The following is a 20,319-nucleotide window of genomic DNA, read 5'->3' as shown; positions in this document are numbered from 1 at the left end:
AGGAACGCGACCCGTCACGGATCATCGAACTGGTTTCTCAGGGGATTGGCCGCCCCGGGACCGTCCACGCAGACGCGTGCTCGGTGCTCCCTGTCGAGCGACCAGTGAACACTACGCCGGATCCGCGCCGGGTGCAAACAACGGCCGGACAGCCGGAAGGCCGGCCCCGGGTGGGGGCCGGCCTTCCGTCACGCCGGGGCGGGGCGGGCTGCTCAGCTGTTGGTGGGGAAGCCCAGGTTGATGCCGCCGTGCGAGGGGTCGAGCCAGCGCTGGGTGACGGCCTTGCCGCGGGTGAAGAACTGGACGCCGTCGGCGCCGTAGGCGTGGCTGTCGCCGAACAGCGAGGCCTTCCAGCCGCCGAAGGAGTAGTAGGCGACGGGGACGGGGATCGGCACGTTGATGCCGACCATGCCGACCTCCACCTCGTTCTGGAAGCGCCGGGCCGCGCCGCCGTCGTTGGTGAAGATGGCGGTGCCGTTGCCGTAGGGGTTGGCGTTGATGAGCTCCAGGCCCTCGTCGTAGGAGGGGACCCGGACGACGGACAGGATCGGGCCGAAGATCTCGTCGTTGTAGACGGACATGCCCGGCTTGACGTGGTCGAACAGGGTGGGGCCGAGCCAGAAACCGTCGGTGGTGGGGGCGCCGCTGGCGTCCTCGGCGGCGATGGCGTGCTTGCGGCCGTCGACGGCGAGTTCGGCACCGTCGGCGACGCCGGACTCGACGTAGGAGGTGACCTTGTCGCGGTGCTGGCCGGTGACCAGCGGGCCCATCTCGGAGTCGCCGTTGCAGCCGGGGCCGACCTTGAGGGTGGCCATCCGCTCCTTGATCTTGGCGACCAGCTCGTCGCCGATCGGGTCGACGGCGACCAGGACGGAGACGGCCATGCAGCGCTCGCCGGCCGCGCCGAAGCCGGCGTTGATGGCGGCGTCGGCGGCCAGGTCGAGGTCGGCGTCGGGGAGCACCAGCATGTGGTTCTTGGCACCGCCGAGGGCCTGCACGCGCTTGCCGTAACGGGTGCCGGTCTCGTACACGTAGCGGGCGATGGGGGTGGAGCCGACGAAGGAGACCGACTTGACGTCGGGGTGCTCCAGGAGGCGGTCGACGGAGACCTTGTCGCCGTGGACGACGTTGAAGACGCCGTCGGGGAGGCCGGCCTCCTTCCACAGTTCGGCGATGAAGTTGGCGGCGGACGGGTCCTTCTCCGACGGCTTGAGGATGACCGTGTTGCCGGCCGCGATCGCGATCGGGAAGAACCACATCGGCACCATGGCCGGGAAGTTGAACGGCGAGATGATGGCGACCGGGCCGAGCGGCTGGCGGATCGAGTAGACGTCGACGCCGGTGGACGCCTGCTCGGTGAAGCCGCCCTTGATCAGCTGCGGGATGCCGCAGGCGTACTCGACGACCTCCTGGCCGCGGGCCAGCTCGCCGAGGGCGTCGGAGTGCACCTTGCCGTGCTCGGAGACGATGATCGAGGCGAGCTCGTCCTTGCGGGCGTTGAACAGCTCGCGGAAGTTGAACAGCACCTGGGTGCGCTTGGCGATGGACGCCTTGCGCCAGCCGGTGAACGCCTGCGCGGCGGCGGCGACCGCCTGGTCGACCTCGGCGATCTCGGCGAAGTCGACCTGGCCGGTGACCTGGCCGGTGGCCGGGTCGTGGATGTCGCCGCGGCGGGGCGCGGTTCCGGCGGTGGCGACGTACTGGCCGCCGATCCAGTGGGTGATGTGCTTGCTGCTCAAGGTCTCTGCCTCCGATGTCCACGGATGTCCCGCGCTCGTTCTCCAGTCTGCGCGGGAGGACGGGCCCGCTCAACGAGCACCCTGACGGAGAAGCGCGATTCACCCTTACAGGTCGTCGGCGGGGTCCGATCCGCGTCCGGCCCCGGTCCCGGGTTCGACGCCGGACTCGAACCCGGACTCGAACCCGGGCTCCGACTCCGATTCGACGCGGTCCAGGTAGGGGTCGTGCAGGCCGTCGGCGAGTTCGGTGGTCTCCAGCAGGTCGAGGCGCAGGTCCTGGGCCCAGGACTCGGCCCACTGCCGGGTACCGGCGGCGTCGGTCTCGGGCTGCAGCAGGGCGGCGGCGCTCTCCAGCCGGTCGGCGAGCGTGCGGGTGGTGAAGTCCGCTTCGGAGTCGAACGCGCTCGTCAGGGCGAGGAGTTCGCCTTCGCTGCGGTGCGCGGTGAGGGCGTGCAGACCGCGCAGGTCGGCGGGCAGGGCGCGCTCGCAGAGGGTGAGGACGGCGAGCGCGGCGGTGTCGTCCAGCGCGGCGACGGGGACGGGGGCCCCGGGCGGGAGGGTCGGCAGGTGGTGCAGCGGTTCGCGGCGCAGTTCGACGCCGGGGTGCGCCGGGGCCGCCGCACCGTCGAGGGGCGGTTCGCTCGCGGTGGCGGTGAGCTGGCACCGGCGCGCGCTGCCGGGCGGTTCCTGGACGTGGTGTCCGGCGGCGCGCAGGGTTTCGGCGAGCCCGGCGGCGAGGTCGGCGAGCGGGGGGCCGCCGGCGCTGACCAGCAGCAGGTCGGTGCCGCGGACGGGAGCGGCCAGTCCGTACAGGCGCAGCGCGTCGGGGCCGGCCAGGGCGAGGGCGTGCGCCAGGCAGTACGACTGGGCGTCGGCGAGCAGTACGGCCCGGGCCCGGTCGGCCTCGCGGTCGACGTCCCGTTCCGCGTCCCGTTCAGCGTCCCGGTCGGCGGCACGATCGGCCTCCCGGTCGGCGGTGAGCCCGGCAGCGCGCCCGGCGGCGGGGTCGACGGCAGTGTCGGCGGTGGCGGTACTGGTGTCGTCCATGGCGACAGTCTGTCCCGTCCGCTCCCCTTCAGCCCTGGTGCGGCCTGCGCAGGTGCGCGGCGGCGTCGTGCAGGGCGAGTTCGAGGGCGCGCGGGTCGACGAGCCGTCCGCTGGGGTGCGGGGGGATCAGCCAGTGCGGGCCGCGGGTGGGGCGGGTGGGGTGCGGGACGGCGATCCAGGTGCCGTCGCCGGAGGCGCGGATGCCGGTGCCGGTCCAGCGTGCGGCGGTGCCGACGGGGACGAGGAAGCCGACGGTGTCGCCGTCGGGGTCCTCCAGGACGGGTCCGCCGCCGATCCGGTCGAGCAGGGCGGCGGCGGGGCGGCCGAGCGGGCCGGGGGCGTGCAGGACGTCCCAGCGGCGGCCGGCGGGGAGCAGGGCGAGGCCGAAGCGGGTGCGTTCCCAGGCGGTGCGGCAGGCGTCGGGGTCGGGGGCGGCGGCGGCCAGCCAGTGCAGGGCGCTGGGGTGGCGGGTGGTGCTCACGTGCGGTTCCTCGTCTCTCCCGGGTGGCGGGCGGCGGGCGGGTGCCTGCTGTCGTCATCCGGGAGAGCGGGGTACCGGGGTTCTCTTACACGGGATCGCGGGCGGGCCCGGGGGGTCCCCGCGGGGCCGCGGTCGCGGTCGGCGGCTGCGGTCAGCGGTCGCCGAAGATCGTGCGGTGCCAGTCCTTGCGGGCGACGGCGGTGGTGTCGAACATGACGTGCTTGACCTGGGTGTACTCGTCGAGCGAGTACTGCGACATGTCCTTGCCGTAGCCGGACGCCTTGTAACCGCCGTGCGGCATCTCGCTGATGATCGGGATGTGGTCGTTCACCCAGACGCAGCCGGCCGCGATCTCGCGGGTGGCGCGCAGCGAGCGGTGGACGTCGCGGGTCCAGGCGGAGGCGGCCAGGCCGTAGGGGGTGTCGTTGGCGAGGCGCAGGCCCTCCTCGTCGCCGTCGAAGGGCAGCACGACGAGCACGGGGCCGAAGATCTCGCCCTGGACGACCTCGCTGTCCTGGGTGGCGTCGGTGATCAGGGTGGGGCGGTGGTAGGCGCCGAGCGAGAGGTCGGTGCCGTCGTGGCCCTTGCCGGTGGCGGCGCCGCCGGTGACGACGGTGGCGTAGGAGCGGGCGCGCTCGACGAAGCCGGCGACGCGGTCGCGGTGGGTGAAGGAGACCAGCGGGCCCATGTCGGTCTGCGGGTTCAGCGGGTCGCCGAGCCGGATGCCCCGGTACAGCTCGGCGACGCCGGCCACGAAGGCGTCGTACAGCGGGCGCTGGACGTAGGCGCGGGTGGCGGCGGTGCAGTCCTGGCCGCTGTTGATCAGGGAGGCGGCGACGGCGCCGTGCACGGCGGCGTCGAGGTCGGCGTCGTCGAAGACCACGAAGGGGGCCTTGCCGCCGAGTTCGAGGTGGGTGCGCTTGACGGTGGCGGTGGCGATCTCGGCGACCCGCTTGCCGACGGCGGTGGAGCCGGTGAAGGACACCATCGCGACGTCGGGGTGGCCGATCAGGTGCTCGCCGGCGGTGCGTCCGGCGCCGGTGACGACGTTGACGACGCCGTCGGGGATGCCCGCGGCGGTGCAGGCGCGGGCGAACATCAGCGAGGTCAGCGGGGTGATCTCGGCGGGCTTGAGGACGATGGTGTTGCCCGCGGCGATCGCCGGGAGGATCTTCCAGGCGGCCATCTGCAGCGGGTAGTTCCAGGGCGCGATGCTGCCGACCACTCCGACGGCCTCGCGGCGCACGTACGAGGTGTGGTCGCCGCTGTACTCGCCGGCCGCCTTGCCCTCCAGGTTGCGGGCGGCGCCGGCGAAGAACGCGGTGTTGTCGACGGTGCCGGGGACGTCGAACTCGGTGGAGAGCTTGATCGGCTTGCCGGTCTGCGCGGTCTCCACCCGGGCGAAGTCCCCGGCGTGCTCGGCGAGGATGCCGGCGAGCCGGTTCAGCGCCTCGGAACGGGCGCCGGGGGTGGCGCCGGACCACTCGGGGAGGGCGGCGCGGGCGGCGGCGACGGCGGTGTCGACATCGGCGGTGGTGGCGAGCTCGACCTGCTGGACGGTGGCGCCGTTCGCGGGGTTGACCACGGCGAAGGGTTCACCGCCGGAGCCCCGGGTCGGGCGGCCCGCGATGTGCTGCGCGCCGTCGTTGAAGCTGGTCAGGTCCATGAGTTGCCTCCATTGCCTACTCGACCCGGCCGACGATGCCTCGGTTCGGGTGCCCGGGGCAAGCGTCACTCAGCAACGGGCCGACCGAAGGGCCTTACACGCTGCAAGGTCGCCCGTGGGTGACAGGGCGTCGCCGTCGAGCATGATTGACCTGACACCCTGAGAACCCCCCGGAGGTACCCGCGATGCTCCCCACCGTCGCCCGCGTGCTCGACCTCGACGTGATGCGGCGCGGTCTGCCCCAGGTGGTGGCCGGGGCGGGGGCGCTGGAGCGCCCGGTGCGCTGGGTGCACGTGAGCGAGCTGCCGGACGTGGCGGGGGTGCTGCGCGGCGGCGAGCTGGTGCTGTCGACCGGCATCGCGCTGCCGGAGGACCGGGACGGGCTGGCCCGGTACGTGCGGGAGCTGGCCGAGGTCGGGGTGGCGGGGCTGGTGATCGAGTTCGGCCGCCGGTACTTCGACTCGCTGCCGCGGGCGCTGGTGGCGGCGGCGGAGCGGCACGGCCTGCCGCTGGTGGTGCTGCGCCGGGAGCTGAGGTTCGTCGCGGTGACCGAGGCGGTGCACGCGCTGGTGGTGAACGCGCAGCTGGAGCAGTTGCGGGTGTCGGAGGCGGTGCACCAGGTGTTCAACGAGCTGGCGACGGAGGGGGCGGAGCCCGCCGAGGTGGTGCGGCAGGTGGCCCGGATGGCGGGCGCGCCGGTGGTGCTGGAGAACCTGGCGCACCAGGTGCTGGCGCACGACCCGGCGGGGCGCGGCGAGCAGGAGCTGCTGGAGAACTGGGAGCACCGTTCGCGCGGCGTCCACCCGCCGGGCCGCACCGGCTACGACCCGCGTTCGGGCTGGCTGGTGACCACGGTGGGCGCGCGCGGCCAGGACTGGGGGCGGCTGGTGCTGGTGGACGAGCCGGTGCCGCTCCCCCGGGACGTGCCGCACCCGCACGCGATGCTGCTGGAGCGCGGCGCGGCGACGCTGGCGCTGAACCGGCTGGTGGTGCGCGACCGGGAGTCGCTGGAGCGGCAGACCCACCGCACCCTGCTGTCGGGCATCCTGACGCACGCGCTGACGGTCTCCGAGGTGTCGCTGCGGGCGCAGGCGCTGGGCGTGCCGCTGGAGGGCCGCCGGCTGGTGGGCGTGGTGCTGCGGCAGCGGCAGGGTCCGCTGCCGGCGGCGCTGGAGGCGCAGGCCCGGCTGCGGGACTTCACCGAGCTGGCGGCGACCGCGATCCGCACCTCGCGGCTGTCGGCGCTGGTGGGCGCGCTGGACGACGAGGGGGTGGGCCTGCTGGTGGCGCTCGGTTCGCAGCAGGACGAGCACGCCTCGCTGGAGTCGTTCGCGGCGGCGCTGCGCCGGCTGTCGGCGGAGGCGGGCCGGGACGGTTCGGCGGACGGGCCGGTGGTGGCGGTGGGTTCCTCGGTGGGTTCGGTCCGGGACGCCCGGCGCACCCTGCTGGAGGCCACCCAGGTCGCGGACGCGGCGCTGCACGACGCGCCGGGCGGCCGGGCCGCGTACTACCGCCTGCCGGACGTCCGGCTGCGCGGCCTGCTGCACCTGCTGCGCGACGACGAACGCCTGCAGACTTACGTGGAGCGGGAGTTGGGGCCGCTGCTGGCGTACGACGCGGAGCACGGCGGGCAGTTGGTGCAGATGCTGCGGATCTACCTGGAGCAGGGCCGCAACAAGTCGGCGGCGGCGGACGCCGCGCACCTGTCGCGTCCGTCCTTCTACGACCGGCTGCACAAGGTGGAGCGGATCCTGGGCGTGGACCTCGACCAGGTGGAGTCCTGCCTGTCGCTGCACGTGGCGCTGCTGGCGCTGGACGCGGTGCGCCGCTGACCCGGGGTCGGCGGCGCGTCCGGGCGGCGGGTCAGCGCGGGCCGAGGGCGACCAGCGCGGCGAGCTCCTTCGGGTAGACCTCCAGCGCGGCCAGCGAGCCGTCCGCGAAGTGCAGGTCGACGCGCGAGGAGATCCAGGTGTGCCGGGGTTCGACCCGGACCAGGTGGGCGTGGGGCAGTTCGCCGAGCACCCGCGCGCCGCGGCGGTCGGCGAGGGTGCGGCCGGGGGTGTTGGTGCCGCTGCCGGCGAGCAGGATCCGCCGGTCGGTGAAGACCAGCAGCACGTCGTCGTTCTCGTGGTCGTTGTCGGCGGCGCGCACCGCGCGGGCGAACCCTCCGGCCTGGCTCTCCCAGCCGCGGGTGAGGCCGCGGCCGCGGAGGAGCCGGCGGAAGGTGCGGATCAGGCCCCAGGTGCAGTCCTCCAGCAGGTCGGAGACGAACTCGCCGAAGTCGAACACCAGGGAGAGGCAGCCGATCCCGGCGTCGGCGGTCCGGCCGAAGCGCTCCTTGCGGTAGCGGCGCGGGGGCCGGCGGATCAGGTCGGACAGGTCGGCGTCCACGATGCCGTGCACCCGTTCGCCGGGGACCGGCAGGTGGGCCACCTCGGGCAGGTGCTCGCCGCCGTGCGGGAGGGCGCCCTGGAACTGCGGTGCGCCGTACGGGGGGTGGCTCATCGGGTCGCCTCCCCGGCGCGGGCGCGGACCGCCGCGGGTCCCTCCCGCCGTCCTGACCGGACGTGAAAAACCCGTTCCCCCATGGCGTCCCCACCTTCGTACCAGGATTCAGCCGGTCATCGTACAGATCCCGGCCGGGTGGGCCGGCGGCTCCCGGGAACGCCGCAGGCCCCGGACGGCGGTCCGGGGCCTGCGCTGCCGACGCGGGGTCAGACGGTGTGGGCGTCGGTGAGGGTGAGCACCTCGTCCAGCACCGCCAGGCCGGCCTTGGCCTCCTCCGCGCTGACGTTGCACGGCGGCACCACGTGGAAGCGGTTCATGTTGGTGAACGGCCACAGGCCGCGCTGCTTGCAGGCCGCCGCGAGCTGCGCCATCGGCGCGTTGTCGGCGCCGGCCGCGTTGTACGGCACCAGCGGCTCGCGGGTCTCCCGGTCCTTCACCAGGTCCAGCGCCCAGAACACGCCCAGGCCGCGCACCTCGCCGATCGAGGGGTGGCGCTCGGCCAGCTCGCGCAGGCCGGGGCCGAGCACGCTCTCGCCGATCAGCTTGGCGTTCTCCACGATGCCCTCCTCGGCCATCGTGTTGATCGTCGCCACCGCGGAGGCGCAGGCCAGCGGGTGGCCCGAGTAGGTCAGGCCGCCCGGGAACGCCTTCTGCGCGAAGGTCTCCGCGATCGCGCCGGAGATCGCCACGCCGCCCAGCGGCAGGTAGCCGGAGTTGACGCCCTTGGCGAAGGTCAGCAGGTCGGGGGTGATCCCCCAGTGGTCGGCGGCGAACCACTCGCCGGTGCGGCCGAACCCGGCCATCACCTCGTCCAGGATGAACACGATCCCGTAGCGGTCGCAGATCTCCCGCACGCCCGCCAGGTACCCGGCCGGCGGCACCAGGATGCCCGCGGTGCCGACCACGGTCTCCAGGATGATCGCCGCGACGGTGCCCGGGCCCTCGAACGCGAGGGTCTGCTCCAGGTGCGCGAGCGCGCGCTCGCACTCCTGGGCCTCGTTCTCGGCGTGGAAGTTCGAGCGGTACGGGTACGGGCCCCAGAAGTGCACGATGCCCGAGACGCCCGCCTCGTTCGCCCAGCGGCGCGGGTCGCCGGTCAGGGCGATCGCGTTGGCGGTGGCGCCGTGGTACGAGCGGTAGGTGGAGAGCACCTTGTGCCGGCCGGTGTGCAGCCGGGCCATCCGGATCGCGTTCTCGTTCGCCTCGGCGCCGCCGTTGGTGAAGAAGATCTTGTCCAGGTCGCCCGGGGTGCGCTCGGCGATCAGCCGGGCGGCCTCGCTGCGCGACTCCTCGGCGAAGCCCGGGGCGATGGTGCACAGTTGCGCGGCCTTCGCCTGGATCGCGGCGACCACCTTCGGGTGCTGGTGGCCGATGTTGGTGTTCACCAGCTGCGAGGAGAAGTCCAGGTAGCGGTTGCCGTCGTAGTCCCAGAAGTAGGAGCCCTCGGCACCGGCCACCGCGAGGGGGTCGATCAGTGCCTGGGCGGACCACGAGTGGAAGACGTGCGCGCGGTCGGCGGCCTTGACGGCCCGCCCGGCTGCCGGGTCAGCGGTGGGAGTGCTCATGCGACCAGGGTAGGGAGAGCGCCCCGCACCGGGCAGCTTCATCCTGTCACGCGAGTCGCGCGCCGCCCTGACAGGGTGGAAGGCCGGGGCGCGGGGAGACCCTCCCCGCGCCCCGGCGGACGTGCACGACTCGGATCAGATCGCGGTCATGCTGCGCCCACCCGTCACGACCCGCTAGAACGCGGTCATGACGTGCTTGATCCGGGTGTAGTCCTCGAACCCGTAGGACGACAGGTCCTTGCCGTAACCGGACTTCTTGAAGCCGCCGTGCGGCATCTCGGCGACCAGCGGGATGTGGGTGTTGATCCACACGCAGCCGAAGTCCAGCCGGCGGGACATCCGCATCGCGCGGGCGTGGTCCTTGGTCCACACCGAGGAGGCGAGCGCGTACTCGACGCCGTTGGCGTACTCGACGGCCTGCTCCTCGTCGGTGAACTTCTGCACGGTGATGACCGGGCCGAAGACCTCGTTCTGGATGATCTCGTCGTCCTGCTTCAGGCCGGAGACCACGGTGGCCGCCCAGAAGTAGCCCTTGTCGCCGACCCGGTGGCCGCCGGCCTCGACCTTGGCGTGCGCGGGCAGGCGCTCGATGAAGCCGGCCACCTGCTGGAGCTGGTTGGCGTTGTTGAGCGGGCCGTAGAGCACGTCCTCGTCGTCGACGCCGCCGGTCCTGGTGTCGGCGGCGGCCTTGGCGAGGGCCTCGACGAAGGCGTCGTGGATCGACTCGTGCACCAGGACGCGGGTGGCGGCGGTGCAGTCCTGGCCCGCGTTGAAGTAGCCGGCCATGGCGATGCCCTCGACGGCCTCGGCGATGTCGGCGTCCTCGAAGACCACGACCGGGGCCTTGCCGCCGAGCTCCAGGTGGACCCGCTTGACGTCCTTCGCGGCGGACTCGGCGACCTGCATGCCGGCCCGGACCGAGCCGGTGATGGAGGCCATCGCCGGGGTGCGGTGCTCGACCATCAGGCGGCCGGTCTCCCGGTCGCCGCAGATCACGTTGAAGACGCCGGCCGGCAGGTCGAGGTCCTTCAGCACGCCGCCGATGATCTCGGCGAGCAGCACGGTGGAGGCGGGGGTGGTGTCGGAGGGCTTGAGCACCACGGCGTTGCCGGCGGCGATCGCCGGGGCGAACTTCCACACCGCCATCATCATCGGGTAGTTCCACGGGGCGACCTGCGCGCAGACGCCGACCGGCTCGCGGCGGACGATCGAGGTCATCCCGTCCATGTACTCGCCCGCGGCCTTGCCCTCCAGCAGGCGGGCGGCGCCGGCGAAGAAGCGCAGCTGGTCGACCATCGGGCCGATCTCCTCGGAGAGGGTCAGCGCGCGCGGCTTGCCGGTGTTGCGGACCTCGGCGTCGACGACCTCGTCGGCCCGGGCCTCGACCGCGTCGGCGACCTTGAGCAGCAGCTTCTGCCGGGTGGAGGGGGTGGAGTCCCGCCAGAGGGGGAACGCGGCGGCCGCGGCGGCCATCGCGGCGTCCACGTCGGCCGCGCCGGAGAGCGGGGAGGTCGCGTAGACCTCGCCCGTGGTCGGGTCGACGACGTCGAGCGTGCGGCCGTCCGCCGCGTCGACGAACTCGCCGTTGATGTAGTTGCGCAGCGTACGAAGCTCGCTCACGGTCTCTCCTCGGTCTGGGCCTGCGTCGTTGCAGCCCCGGGCGTCAGGTTACTCCCGGGTCCAGGTGGCCACGGCATGTCAGCGACAAGCCACGATCGGCGGCGTGCAGGCTCGCGCGTGTACGTAGCCAGGGTACCCACTCGGCTTTCGGTATCGACAGAGGCTTGCTTCAGACACCACGCTTTCCGCGCCCGATCTTCGGATCGGCGACGAAATCAGCAGCACGGCCGCTTGCGATTGCGCCGCCCGTCAGGCACAGTGGCGGCGTGGCCAACCGCGACCGGAACGCCAGCGTTCCCCTCGACGCCTCCTCCAAGGCGATCATCGAGCAGCTCCAGGAGGACGGGCGCCGTCCGTACGCCGCCATCGGCAAGGCCGTGGGCCTGTCCGAGGCGGCCGTCCGGCAGCGCGTCCAGAAGCTGCTCGACCAGGGCGTGATGCAGATCGTCGCCGTGACCGACCCCCTCACCGTCGGGTTCACCCGCCAGGCGATGGTGGGCATCCGCGTGGAGGGCGACATCGAACCGGTCGCCGACGCGCTGGCCGCCTTCGACGAGGTCGACTACGTGGTGTGCACCGCGGGTTCGTTCGACCTCCTCGCCGAGCTGGTGTGCGAGGACGACGAGCACCTTCTCGAACTGATCAACAAGCGCATCCGCTCGCTTCCCGGCGTGCGGAGCACCGAGAGCTTCGTTTACCTGAAGCTCCGGAAACAGACCTACACCTGGGGCACCCGATGACAGCCGACCCGGCCCAGAAGGACCTTTCCAAGACCGCCTACGACCACCTGTGGATGCACTTCACCCGCATGTCGTCGTACGAGAACTCCCCCGTGCCGACGATCGTCAGGGGCGAGGGCACCTACGTCTGGGACGACAAGGGCCGCAAGTACCTCGACGGCCTGGCCGGCCTGTTCGTGGTGCAGGCGGGCCACGGCCGCGAGGAGCTCGCCGAGGCCGCCGCCAAGCAGGCCAAGGAACTGGCCTTCTTCCCGGTGTGGAGCTACGCCCACCCCAAGGCCGTCGAGCTGGCGGAGCGCCTGGCGAACTACGCCCCGGGCGACCTGAACAAGGTGTTCTTCTCCACCGGTGGCGGCGAAGCCGTCGAGACCGCGTGGAAGCTGGCCAAGCAGTACTTCAAGCTGACCGGCAAGCCGACCAAGTACAAGGTCATCTCCCGCGCCGTCGCCTACCACGGCACCCCGCAGGGCGCGCTGTCGATCACCGGCCTGCCGGGCCTGAAGGCCCCGTTCGAGCCGCTGGTGCCGGGCACCCACAAGGCCCCGAACACCAACATCTACCGCGCCCCGGCGTTCCTGGCCGGTCCCGACGGCACCGTCGACCCGGAGGCGTACGGCCGCTGGGCCGCCGACGAGATCGAGCAGGCCATCCTCTTCGAGGGCCCCGAGACCGTCGCCGCCGTCTTCGTCGAGCCGGTGCAGAACGCCGGCGGCTGCTTCCCGCCGCCGCCCGGGTACTTCCAGCGCCTGCGCGAGATCTGCGACCGCCACGACGTGCTGCTGGTCTCGGACGAGGTCATCTGCGCCTTCGGCCGCCTCGGCACCATGTTCGGCGCCGACAAGTTCGGCTACGTGCCGGACATGATCACCTGCGCCAAGGGCATGACCTCGGGCTACTCCCCGATCGGCGCCACGATCATCTCGGACCGCATCGCCGAGCCGTTCTACAAGGGCGACAACACCTTCCTGCACGGCTACACCTTCGGCGGCCACCCGGTCTCCTCCGCGGTGGCGCTGGCCAACCTCGACATCTTCGAGCGCGAGGGCCTGAACCAGCACGTCCTCGACAACGAGTCGAAGTTCCTGGCCACCCTGAACAAGCTGCGCGACCTGCCGATCGTCGGCGACGTCCGCGGCAACGGGTACTTCTACGGCATCGAGCTCGTCAAGGACAAGGTCACCAAGGAGTCGTTCAACGACGACGAGGTCGAGCGCGTCCTGTACGGCTTCCTGTCCAAGGCCCTGTTCGACAACGGCCTGTACTGCCGCGCCGACGACCGCGGCGACCCGGTCGTCCAGCTGGCCCCGCCGCTGATCTCCGACCAGTCGACCTTCGACGAGATCGAGCAGATCCTGCGGACCAGCCTCTCCGACGCGTGGCAGAAGATCTGATCCTCCTTCCCCACCCTCCACCGAAGGGCGGCCCCGGCACCTCACCGCCGGGACCGCCCTTCGGCGCACCCGGCCGCCGGCGGGGTGAATCTGCCGTCCGACACGCCGTTTTCGCGGTGGTTCGTCCTGATCGGAGCAGTGCGGCGCGCCCGCGCCACCGCCCGATCGTTCTAATCTGACGACTGTCATATCCCCGTCGGCACCTGGATGGATCTCATGTCAGCGGCCCCGCCCGACAACGACGTGCTCTGGGCCCGAGGGATCGTCAAGTCCCACCACGGCACACCCGCCCTGCGCGGCGTCTCGCTGGGCGTCCGCGAGGGCGAGATGCTCGCCGTCACCGGCCCGCGCGGCTCCGGCAAGTCCACCCTGCTCGGCTGCCTGTCCGCGCAGCTCCCGGTCGACGAGGGCGAACTCCTGTTCCACGGCGCCCCCGTGCACACCCTGGGCCGGGCCGGGCGCGAGAAGCTCCGCCGCGAGCGCTTCGGCTACGTCGGCCCCGAACCGCACCTGGTGCCGGAGCTGACGGCCCGGGAGAACGTCGCCCTCCCGCTGCTGCTGGCCGGCGCCGGCCACCGGGCCGCGTACCGGGCCGCCGGCGAGTGGCTGGAGCGCCTCGACGTCGCCGAGTGCGCCAAGCTGCGGCCCGCCGACCTGCGGCAGGACCTCCGCCAGCGGATCGCGGTCGCCCGCGCCCTGGCCCCCCAGCCGCCGGTGGTCTTCGCCGACGACCCCACCGCCCCGCTGCACCACGACGCCCGCGAGCAGGTCATGCGGATACTGACCAGCGCCGCCCGCTCCCACCGGCTGACCCTCGTCCTGGCCACCCACGACCCGGCGCTCGCCCGGCACGCCGACCGCACCGTGCAGCTGGTCGACGGCCTGCTCGCGACCGGCGAGCCCGCCGAATCCGCCGAGCCCGTCGCCGCCACCGGGCACTGAGAGGCCGCCGTGTACTACCTCAGACTCGCCCGCGGCTACCGCGCCCTCGACCTCGCCCGCTGGCTGCTCACCGCGACCGCCGCCGCCGTGGTCGCCGCCCTCCTGCTGCGCGCCCTGGGCCGCGCGCTGAACGGCACCGGGGGCAACCTCGAACGGCTGCTCTGGTGCCTGCCGCCGCTGGCCGCCGTCGCCTGGTTCGCCGCCGCGGCGGCCCGCGCCGTCCCGGCCCAGCACCCCGAGCGGATCACCGGCCTCACCGCCGCCGGCGCCGGCCCGGCCCGGATCCGGCTGCTGGTGGCCGGTGAGATCGCGCTCGCCTGCGCGCTCGGCTCCGCGTTCACCCTGCTGCTGTTCCTGATCCTGCGCAACGACATCGCCGGGCCCTCGCTCGCCCCCGACATCGGCATGGGCGTCCCGCTGCCCCCCGCCGCCCCGGTCGCCCTGCTCGCGGTCCTCCCGCTGGTCGCCGGCGTCTCCGCGGCCTGCGCGATCCGCTTCCCGGAGAGCCTCCCGGGCCGGCCCGCCGAGCCCGCCCGCGCCCGGTACGCCCCGCTGCGGCTGCTGCTGCCCGTGCCGGTGCTGATCGCCGGGCTCGGCCTGGAGCTCTACGGGCTGCGCCCCGACGCGACCGACGCCGAACGCACCCTCGCCCTCCCCGGCGGGCTCCCCGCCACCAGCCCCGCGCTGCTCGTCGGCTGGGCGCTCACCGCCGTCGCCCTCGGCCTGTGGACCGGCCCGCTGCTGGCCCTCGCCGGACGGCTGCTCGCGCTGCGCCGGCCCGAACCGCTGCGCCTGCTGGCCGGTCGCGGCCTCACCGCCCGGGCCCGCGGCCTCGGCACCCCGCTGGCCGTCCTCACCGCACTCCTCGCACTGCTGCTGGTCGCCTGGCGGAACTGGGCCCGGACCGACACCGAGGTGCCCGTCCTCACCCTGGTCGAGGGCGCCCTCGTCCTCGCCTGCGCGGTCGCGGCCCTCGCCGCCCGGCTGCACGAACTGCGCGCCGACCGCCGCCCGGCCCTCGACGCGCTCGACCGCCTCGGCACCCCGCCCGGCCTGCTCGCCGGCACGGCCGCCCTGCGCGCGCTCGCCGCGGGCGGCGTGCTGCTGCTGACCGGCGGGCTGACCGTGCTGCTCTGCCCGCTGCTGTAACGGCGGGCGACGCGACGGGGCCCGGGGAGGACGCGTCCTCCCCGGGCCCCGGTCGTTCCCGCAGCACTCAGCCCGCGGCGGCCAGCTGCCCGCAGGCGCCGTCGATCTCCTGGCCGCGGGTGTCGCGGACGGTGGTGGGCACGCCGTGCGCCTGCAGGCGGCGGACGAACTCGCGCTCGTCCTCCGGGCGGGAGGCCGTCCACTTCGAGCCCGGTGTCGGGTTGAGCGGGATCAGGTTCACGTGCACCCGGCGGTTCTTGATCAGCCGGCCGAGCAGGTCCGCGCGCCACGCCTGGTCGTTGATGTCCTTGATCAGCGCGTACTCGATGGACACCCGGCGGCCGGACTTCTCCGCGTAGTTCCACGCGGCGTCCAGCACCTCGTCGACCTTCCAGCGGGTGTTGACCGGCACCAGCTCGTCGCGCAGTTCGTCGTCCGGCGCGTGCAGCGACAGCGCGAGGCGGCAGCTCAGGCCCTCGTCCGCGAAACGGTGCATGGCCGGGACCAGGCCGACGGTGGAGACGGTGATGCCGCGCTGGGAGAGGCCGAAGCCGTCCGGCGCCGGGTCGGTGAGGCGGCGGATCGCCGACAGCACCCGGTTGTAGTTGGCCAGCGGCTCGCCCATGCCCATGAACACCACGTTCGACAGCCGGGCCTCGCCGCCGGGGACGGCCCCGGACTTCAGGTCGCGCATGCCGGACGCGATCTGCTCGACGATCTCCCCGGTGGACAGGTTGCGGGTCAGCCCCGCCTGCCCGGTCGCGCAGAACGGGCAGTTCATGCCGCAGCCGGCCTGCGAGCTGATGCACATCGTGACGCGGTCCGGGTAGCGCATCAGCACCGACTCGACCAGCGTGCCGTCGAACAGCTTCCACAGCGTCTTGCGGGTGGCGTCGTCGTCGCAGGACACGTGCCGCACCACGGACATCAGCTCGGGCAGCAGCGCCTCGGTCAGCTTCGTCCGGCTCGCCGCCGGAATGTCCGTCCAGGTCTCCGGGTCCGCGGACATCCGCCCGAAGTAGTGGTTCGACAGCTGCTTCGCGCGGAACGGCTGTTCGCCCAGCTCGGCGACGGCCTCCTTGCGCTCGGCAGGGCTGAGGTCGGCGAGGTGTCGCGGGGGCTTGGCGCCACGCGGCGCGACAAAGGTCAGTTCTCCGGGCTTAGGCATGGTCCGTCCAGTGTCTCAGATCCGGGGAACCGGTCCGCGTCCCCTGGGCGGCCCATGGAGTTGAACACGTTCAAATCATCTGGGACGATCATCTCCGGCGAGGGACGGGCGCTCCGTCCGCCGAAGAGGACAGGGGTCCCGATGTCGGACGACGAGGAGCAGGCGACCGGAGCGAGAGCGCGGGCGGGCCACCCGGCGCACCTCTGGCGGTGCTCCGTGGCCTGGGCCGTCTGCACGACGCTCACCCCCTGGCTCGCGGTCCTCGCTTTCGCCGGGTCCCCGCTCCTCTGGGGCGCGATCCTGCTGGGCGGCGGCGGCAGCCTCCTGTTCGGCGCCCACCTCGGGCACCGTGGGGCGTGGCTGCCCTCGCTCCTCGCGGTGGACGCCGCCGCGCTCCTCCTCATCGTGGAGGCGGTCTGCCTCACCGGGCCGATCGACGACATCGGCGTCGCGATCTCGAAGGGGGTGCCCGCCGGAATGGGGCTCGCGGCGTTCGCCGTGCTGCCGCTGGCCGCCGGTCTGCTCCTCGGGTGGGCCCCGTCCTGCCTCCAGGACCTGCGGAAGCGCTGCTCCCGGCCCCGTCGGCGGCCCGCCCCCCGGTGACGCGGACGGCCCCCGGACGCGGTGGCGTCACGGGGGCCGTCCGAACCGACTCGTCCGGTGCTCAGCTGCCGACGAAGACCGCGAGCAGCAGCCAGACCACCGGGGCGGTGGGCAGCAGGGAGTCCAGCCGGTCCATGATGCCGCCGTGGCCGGGGAGCAGGGTGCCCATGTCCTTGATGCCGAGGTCACGCTTGATCATCGACTCGGCGAGGTCGCCCAGGGTCGCGGTGACGGCGGCGCAGCCGCCCAGGATCAGGCCCTGCCACCAACTGCCGCCGTCGATCAGGTACTCCATCAGCAGCGCGCCCGCGATCATCGACAGGCCGATGCCGCCGGCCAGGCCCTCGCGGGTCTTGCCGGGGCTGATGGTCGGCGCGAGCTTGTTGCGGCCGAACTTGTAGCCCACGGCGTACGCGCCGGTGTCGGAGCAGACGGTGACCACCAGGAACAGCAGGATCCGCCAGGCGCCGTCGTGCGCGGCCAGGATCAGCGCGACGAAGGTGGCCAGGAACGGCACGTAGAAGGCGGTGAAGACGCCGGCCGTTATGTCGCGCAGGTAGTTTTCCGGCGGGGTCGCCATCCGGGCGACCATCATCGCCAGGCCGGTCACCGCGAGGATCGCGGCGGCCCACTGGCCGCCCTCGAAGTAGCCGGTGACCACCATGCCGACGCCGCCGATCAGCAGCGGGACCTGCGGGACGCGGACGTCCTTGCGCTCGGCCAGCCGGCTGGTGAGCTCCCAGATGCCGACGGCCACGGCGGCCGCGACGACCACCATGAAGACCGCCTTGACCACGAACAGCGAGGCCGCGATGACCGCCCCGAGTCCGACGCCCACGCCTATCGCGGCGGGCAGGTTGCGGCCGCCGCGCGGCTTGCGGGGCTGCTGGTCGGTCTGGGCCACGGGGCTCTCCTGGGCGGGGGGCATGAACTGAGTCTGTGCCGCGCCGCCCCCTCGCCATGCCGGGGGCCGCCGCGCGTGACCCGTTTGGTGTCGGCCGGGTCGGGCCGCCGGTGCCGTCCCGGTCGGAGCGGGTTCGGGCCCGGGTGGAACCGCGCCCCGGGCCGGGCGGTCGAACCGCCGGTCCGGGGCGCTGCGGGCTGGGTCCGGGTCAGACCTCCAGCAGCTCGGCTTCCTTGTGCTTGAGCAGCTCGTCGACCTGCGCCACGAACTTGGCGGTCAGGTCGTCGAGCTCCTTCTCGCCGCGGCGGCCGTCGTCCTCGCCGATCTCCTTGTCCTTGACCAGCTTGTCGATCGCGTCCTTGGCCTTGCGGCGGATCGAGCGGACCGAGACCTTGGCGTCCTCGCCCTTGCCGCGGGCCTGCTTGATGTACTCGCGGCGGCGCTCCTCGGTGAGCTGCGGGAGCACCACCCGGATGACGGAGCCGTCGTTCGACGGGTTGACGCCCAGGTCCGAGTCGCGGATCGCGGTCTCGATGGCCTTCAGCGCGGTCTTGTCGAACGGGGTGACCATGGCCATCCGCGGCTCCGGCACGGAGAACGAGGCCAGCTGGTTGATCGGCGTCAGGGCACCGTAGTACTCCGCGACGATCTTGGCGAACATCGCCGGGTGCGCGCGCCCGGTGCGGATGGCGGCGAGGTCGTCCTTGGCGACGCCCACGGCCTTCTCCATCTTCTCCTCGGCTTCGAGGAGGGTCTCATCGATCACTGTCTGCTCCCTGTCCGGTTCATCTGCTGTTGTCCCGTCCCGGTGCCCCGGACGGCTGTTGCTGCTCGGAGCCCCGACGCCTAGGCCCGGGCGGAATCCTCGCTGATGAGTGTGCCGATCTTCTCACCCTTGACCGCACGGGCGATATTGCCCTCGGCGAGCAGCTCGAAGACCAGGATCGGCAGCCCGTTGTCCTTGCACAGGGTGATCGCGGTGAGGTCGGCGACCTTGAGGTCGCGGGAGATCACCTCGGTGTAGTCCAGCGCGTCGAACCGGACCGCGGCGGGGTTGGTGCGCGGGTCGGCGTCGTAGACGCCGTCCACGCCGTTCTTGCCCATCAGCAGGACGTCGGCGTGGATCTCCAGGGCGCGCTGCACGGCGGTGGTGTCGGTGGAGAAGTACGGCATGCCCATCCCGGCACCGAAGATCACCACGCGGCCCTTCTCCAGGTGCCGGATGGCGCGCAGCGGCAGGTACGGCTCGGCGACCTGGCCCATGGTGATGGCGGTCTGCACCCGGGTCTCCATGCCCTCCTTGATCAGGAAGTCCTGGAGCGCGAGGCAGTTCATCACCGTGCCGAGCATGCCCATGTAGTCGGAGCGGGCCCGGTCCATGCCGCGCTGCTGGAGCTCGGCGCCGCGGAAGAAGTTGCCGCCGCCGATGACGATGGCGACCTCAGTCCCGGCCCGGACCACCGTGGCGATCTCGCGGGCGATGGCGTGCACCACGTCCGGGTCGACGCCGAGGCCGCCTCCGCCGGCGAACGCCTCGCCGGACAGCTTGAGCAGTACCCGGCGGCGTGCACCGCCCGGCGCGGTCTCCTGCGTCTCCTGCATGGACTTTCTCCTTCTCCGCCTGCTGGTCAGCAGATCTGCAAAGTGCTGGTCACGGTGCCGGGTGTGCGGACCCGGCGCCGTGTACACGAGAGGAGGCCACTGCCGCGGGAACCGGTACGGTCTCCTGCACGGCAATGGCCTCCTCGTCGTTCATGGTGCCGACACCGCCCCCGGGGTGCTGGGGGCTCGGCCGGCGCGCTCCTCCGTCCTCGCGGACGGGTGCGGTCCTCCTACTTTATGTCCGGCACGGGCCGGCAGGGGCGGGACGGACCGCGGGAACGGGTCTCAGGCGCCGACGCGGAAGCGGACGAAGCGCTTGAGGGTGACGCCGGCCTCGTCGAGGACCTTGGCGACGGACTTCTTGTTGTCCTTGGCGAACGCCTGCTCCAGGACGGCGTTCTCCTTGACGAAGCCGGTGACCCGACCCTCGACGATCTTCGGCAGGGCGGCCTCGGGCTTGCCCTCCTCGCGGGCGGTGGCCTCGGCGACGCGGCGCTCGTTCTCCAGCTCCTCGGCCGGGATCTCCTCGCGGGAGAGGTACTTCGGCGCGAAGGCGGCGATGTGCTGCGCGACGTCCTTGGCGGTCTCGGCGTTCTCCTGGTCGAGCTCGACGAGGACACCGATGGTCGGCGGCAGGTCCGGGTCCGACTTGTGCATGTAGACGCCGACGAAGCCGTCGTTGTCGAACTGCGCGAAGCGGCGGAACACGATCTTCTCGCCGAGGGTCGCGTTGGCCTCGTCCACGAACTGCTGGACGGTCTGGCCCGGGTTGATCTCGGAGGCCAGGGCGGCGTCCAGGTCGGCCGGGGAGGTGGCGGCCACGTGGGCGGCGATCGCGTCGGCGACCTCGACGAACTTGCCGCCCTTGGCGACGAAGTCGGTCTCGCAGTTCAGCTCGACCAGGACACCGGACTTCTTGTCCTCGGCGATCAGCGCGGCGACGGCGCCGTTGGAGGCGTCGCGGCCCTCGCGCTTGGCAACGCCCTTCTGGCCCTTGATGCGCAGGAGCTCGACGGCCTTCTGGACGTCGCCCTCGGCCTCGTCCAGGGCCTTCTTGCAGTCCATCATGCCGGCGCCGGTGAGCTCACGGAGCTTCTTGACGTCCGCGGCGGTGAAGTTCGCCATGGTTGTGATCTCTTCTCACGTCTCGCGTGTCTGCGTGGGAAAGTGCCGGGGTCCGGGGTGCGGACCCCC

General features: G+C 72.7%; 18 protein-coding genes. 6 read left to right on the top strand and 12 right to left on the bottom strand.

Features of this window, described 5'->3' with window-relative positions; all coding sequences use genetic code 11:
- Positions 1 to 212 precede the first annotated feature (212 nt).
- From ACWEO5_RS14935 to ACWEO5_RS14920, 4 genes are all read right to left on the bottom strand, one after another.
- A complete protein-coding gene (locus ACWEO5_RS14935) occupies positions 213 to 1,739 on the bottom strand; it encodes a CoA-acylating methylmalonate-semialdehyde dehydrogenase (protein ID WP_344554521.1) in 1,527 nt (508 codons plus the stop codon).
- 105 nt (positions 1,740 to 1,844) lie between these two features.
- A complete protein-coding gene (locus tag ACWEO5_RS14930; RefSeq protein ID WP_452162783.1) occupies positions 1,845 to 2,786 on the bottom strand; it encodes a hypothetical protein in 942 nt (313 codons plus the stop codon).
- 28 nt (positions 2,787 to 2,814) lie between these two features.
- Positions 2,815 to 3,267 (bottom strand): hypothetical protein, encoded by a 453-nt coding sequence (locus tag ACWEO5_RS14925; protein ID WP_452162782.1) that lies wholly within the window; start codon positions 3,265 to 3,267, stop codon positions 2,815 to 2,817.
- Between the two features lie 151 nt (positions 3,268 to 3,418).
- Positions 3,419 to 4,933 (bottom strand): gamma-aminobutyraldehyde dehydrogenase, encoded by a 1,515-nt coding sequence (locus ACWEO5_RS14920; RefSeq protein WP_452162781.1) that lies wholly within the window; start codon positions 4,931 to 4,933, stop codon positions 3,419 to 3,421.
- 185 nt (positions 4,934 to 5,118) lie between these two features.
- Between ACWEO5_RS14920 and ACWEO5_RS14915 the strand changes: the two genes are divergently transcribed.
- Entirely contained in the window at positions 5,119 to 6,765 is a 1,647-nt protein-coding gene (locus tag ACWEO5_RS14915; RefSeq protein WP_452162780.1) for a PucR family transcriptional regulator, read from the top strand.
- A gap of 31 nt (positions 6,766 to 6,796) precedes the next feature.
- On the opposite strand, the gene ACWEO5_RS14910 is transcribed toward ACWEO5_RS14915, so the two are convergent.
- From ACWEO5_RS14910 to ACWEO5_RS14900, 3 genes are all read right to left on the bottom strand, one after another.
- Positions 6,797 to 7,438 carry a hypothetical protein gene (locus ACWEO5_RS14910; protein ID WP_452162779.1) on the bottom strand — a complete coding sequence of 214 codons (642 nt, stop codon included), beginning with the start codon at positions 7,436 to 7,438 and terminating at the stop codon, positions 6,797 to 6,799.
- A gap of 209 nt (positions 7,439 to 7,647) precedes the next feature.
- Positions 7,648 to 9,006, bottom strand: a complete 1,359-nt coding sequence (locus ACWEO5_RS14905; protein WP_452162778.1) for an aminotransferase class III-fold pyridoxal phosphate-dependent enzyme — start codon at positions 9,004 to 9,006, stop codon at positions 7,648 to 7,650.
- A gap of 174 nt (positions 9,007 to 9,180) precedes the next feature.
- Positions 9,181 to 10,626 (bottom strand): gamma-aminobutyraldehyde dehydrogenase, encoded by a 1,446-nt coding sequence (locus ACWEO5_RS14900; protein WP_452162777.1) that lies wholly within the window; start codon positions 10,624 to 10,626, stop codon positions 9,181 to 9,183.
- A gap of 266 nt (positions 10,627 to 10,892) precedes the next feature.
- Between ACWEO5_RS14900 and ACWEO5_RS14895 the strand changes: the two genes are divergently transcribed.
- The 4 genes from ACWEO5_RS14895 to ACWEO5_RS14880 all read left to right on the top strand — a co-directional run bounded on the left by ACWEO5_RS14895 (position 10,893) and on the right by ACWEO5_RS14880 (position 14,848).
- On the top strand, positions 10,893 to 11,366 hold the full coding sequence (locus ACWEO5_RS14895) for an Lrp/AsnC family transcriptional regulator (RefSeq protein ID WP_033256304.1): 474 nt from the start codon (positions 10,893 to 10,895) through the stop codon (positions 11,364 to 11,366).
- Entirely contained in the window at positions 11,363 to 12,757 is a 1,395-nt protein-coding gene (locus tag ACWEO5_RS14890) for an aspartate aminotransferase family protein (protein ID WP_344554529.1), read from the top strand. Before ACWEO5_RS14895 ends, ACWEO5_RS14890 begins: the two co-directional genes overlap by 4 nt.
- A gap of 216 nt (positions 12,758 to 12,973) precedes the next feature.
- Positions 12,974 to 13,699, top strand: coding sequence for an ABC transporter ATP-binding protein (locus tag ACWEO5_RS14885; RefSeq protein WP_452162776.1), 726 nt, complete (start codon positions 12,974 to 12,976; stop codon positions 13,697 to 13,699).
- 9 nt (positions 13,700 to 13,708) lie between these two features.
- Positions 13,709 to 14,848, top strand: coding sequence for a hypothetical protein (locus tag ACWEO5_RS14880; RefSeq protein WP_452162775.1), 1,140 nt, complete (start codon positions 13,709 to 13,711; stop codon positions 14,846 to 14,848).
- Positions 14,849 to 14,915: 67 nt separating this feature from the next.
- Here the strand turns inward: ACWEO5_RS14880 and rlmN are convergent, their stop codons facing one another.
- Positions 14,916 to 16,016 carry a 23S rRNA (adenine(2503)-C(2))-methyltransferase RlmN gene (gene rlmN / locus ACWEO5_RS14875; RefSeq protein ID WP_344554532.1) on the bottom strand — a complete coding sequence of 367 codons (1,101 nt, stop codon included), beginning with the start codon at positions 16,014 to 16,016 and terminating at the stop codon, positions 14,916 to 14,918.
- Positions 16,017 to 16,157: 141 nt separating this feature from the next.
- Between rlmN and ACWEO5_RS14870 the strand changes: the two genes are divergently transcribed.
- Positions 16,158 to 16,619, top strand: coding sequence for a hypothetical protein (locus tag ACWEO5_RS14870; RefSeq protein WP_452162774.1), 462 nt, complete (start codon positions 16,158 to 16,160; stop codon positions 16,617 to 16,619).
- Between the two features lie 61 nt (positions 16,620 to 16,680).
- On the opposite strand, the gene ACWEO5_RS14865 is transcribed toward ACWEO5_RS14870, so the two are convergent.
- The 4 genes from ACWEO5_RS14865 to tsf all read right to left on the bottom strand — a co-directional run bounded on the left by ACWEO5_RS14865 (position 16,681) and on the right by tsf (position 20,250).
- Positions 16,681 to 17,523 carry a phosphatidate cytidylyltransferase gene (locus tag ACWEO5_RS14865; RefSeq protein WP_452162773.1) on the bottom strand — a complete coding sequence of 281 codons (843 nt, stop codon included), beginning with the start codon at positions 17,521 to 17,523 and terminating at the stop codon, positions 16,681 to 16,683.
- Positions 17,524 to 17,731: 208 nt separating this feature from the next.
- On the bottom strand, positions 17,732 to 18,289 hold the full coding sequence (gene frr, locus ACWEO5_RS14860) for a ribosome recycling factor (RefSeq protein WP_344554535.1): 558 nt from the start codon (positions 18,287 to 18,289) through the stop codon (positions 17,732 to 17,734).
- An 80-nt stretch (positions 18,290 to 18,369) separates the two neighbouring features.
- Complete coding sequence (gene pyrH, locus ACWEO5_RS14855) at positions 18,370 to 19,125, bottom strand: UMP kinase (RefSeq protein WP_344554536.1); 756 nt, start codon at positions 19,123 to 19,125, stop codon at positions 18,370 to 18,372.
- Between the two features lie 285 nt (positions 19,126 to 19,410).
- The gene (tsf, locus tag ACWEO5_RS14850; protein ID WP_452162772.1) at positions 19,411 to 20,250 is read right to left on the bottom strand and encodes a translation elongation factor Ts; all 840 of its coding nucleotides are present in this window, start codon (positions 20,248 to 20,250) and stop codon (positions 19,411 to 19,413) included.
- Between the last annotated feature and the right edge of the window lie 69 nt (positions 20,251 to 20,319).

The organism is Kitasatospora sp. NPDC004272 (genome assembly GCF_053603035.1).
This window is presented reverse-complemented; position numbering and strand designations above follow the sequence as displayed.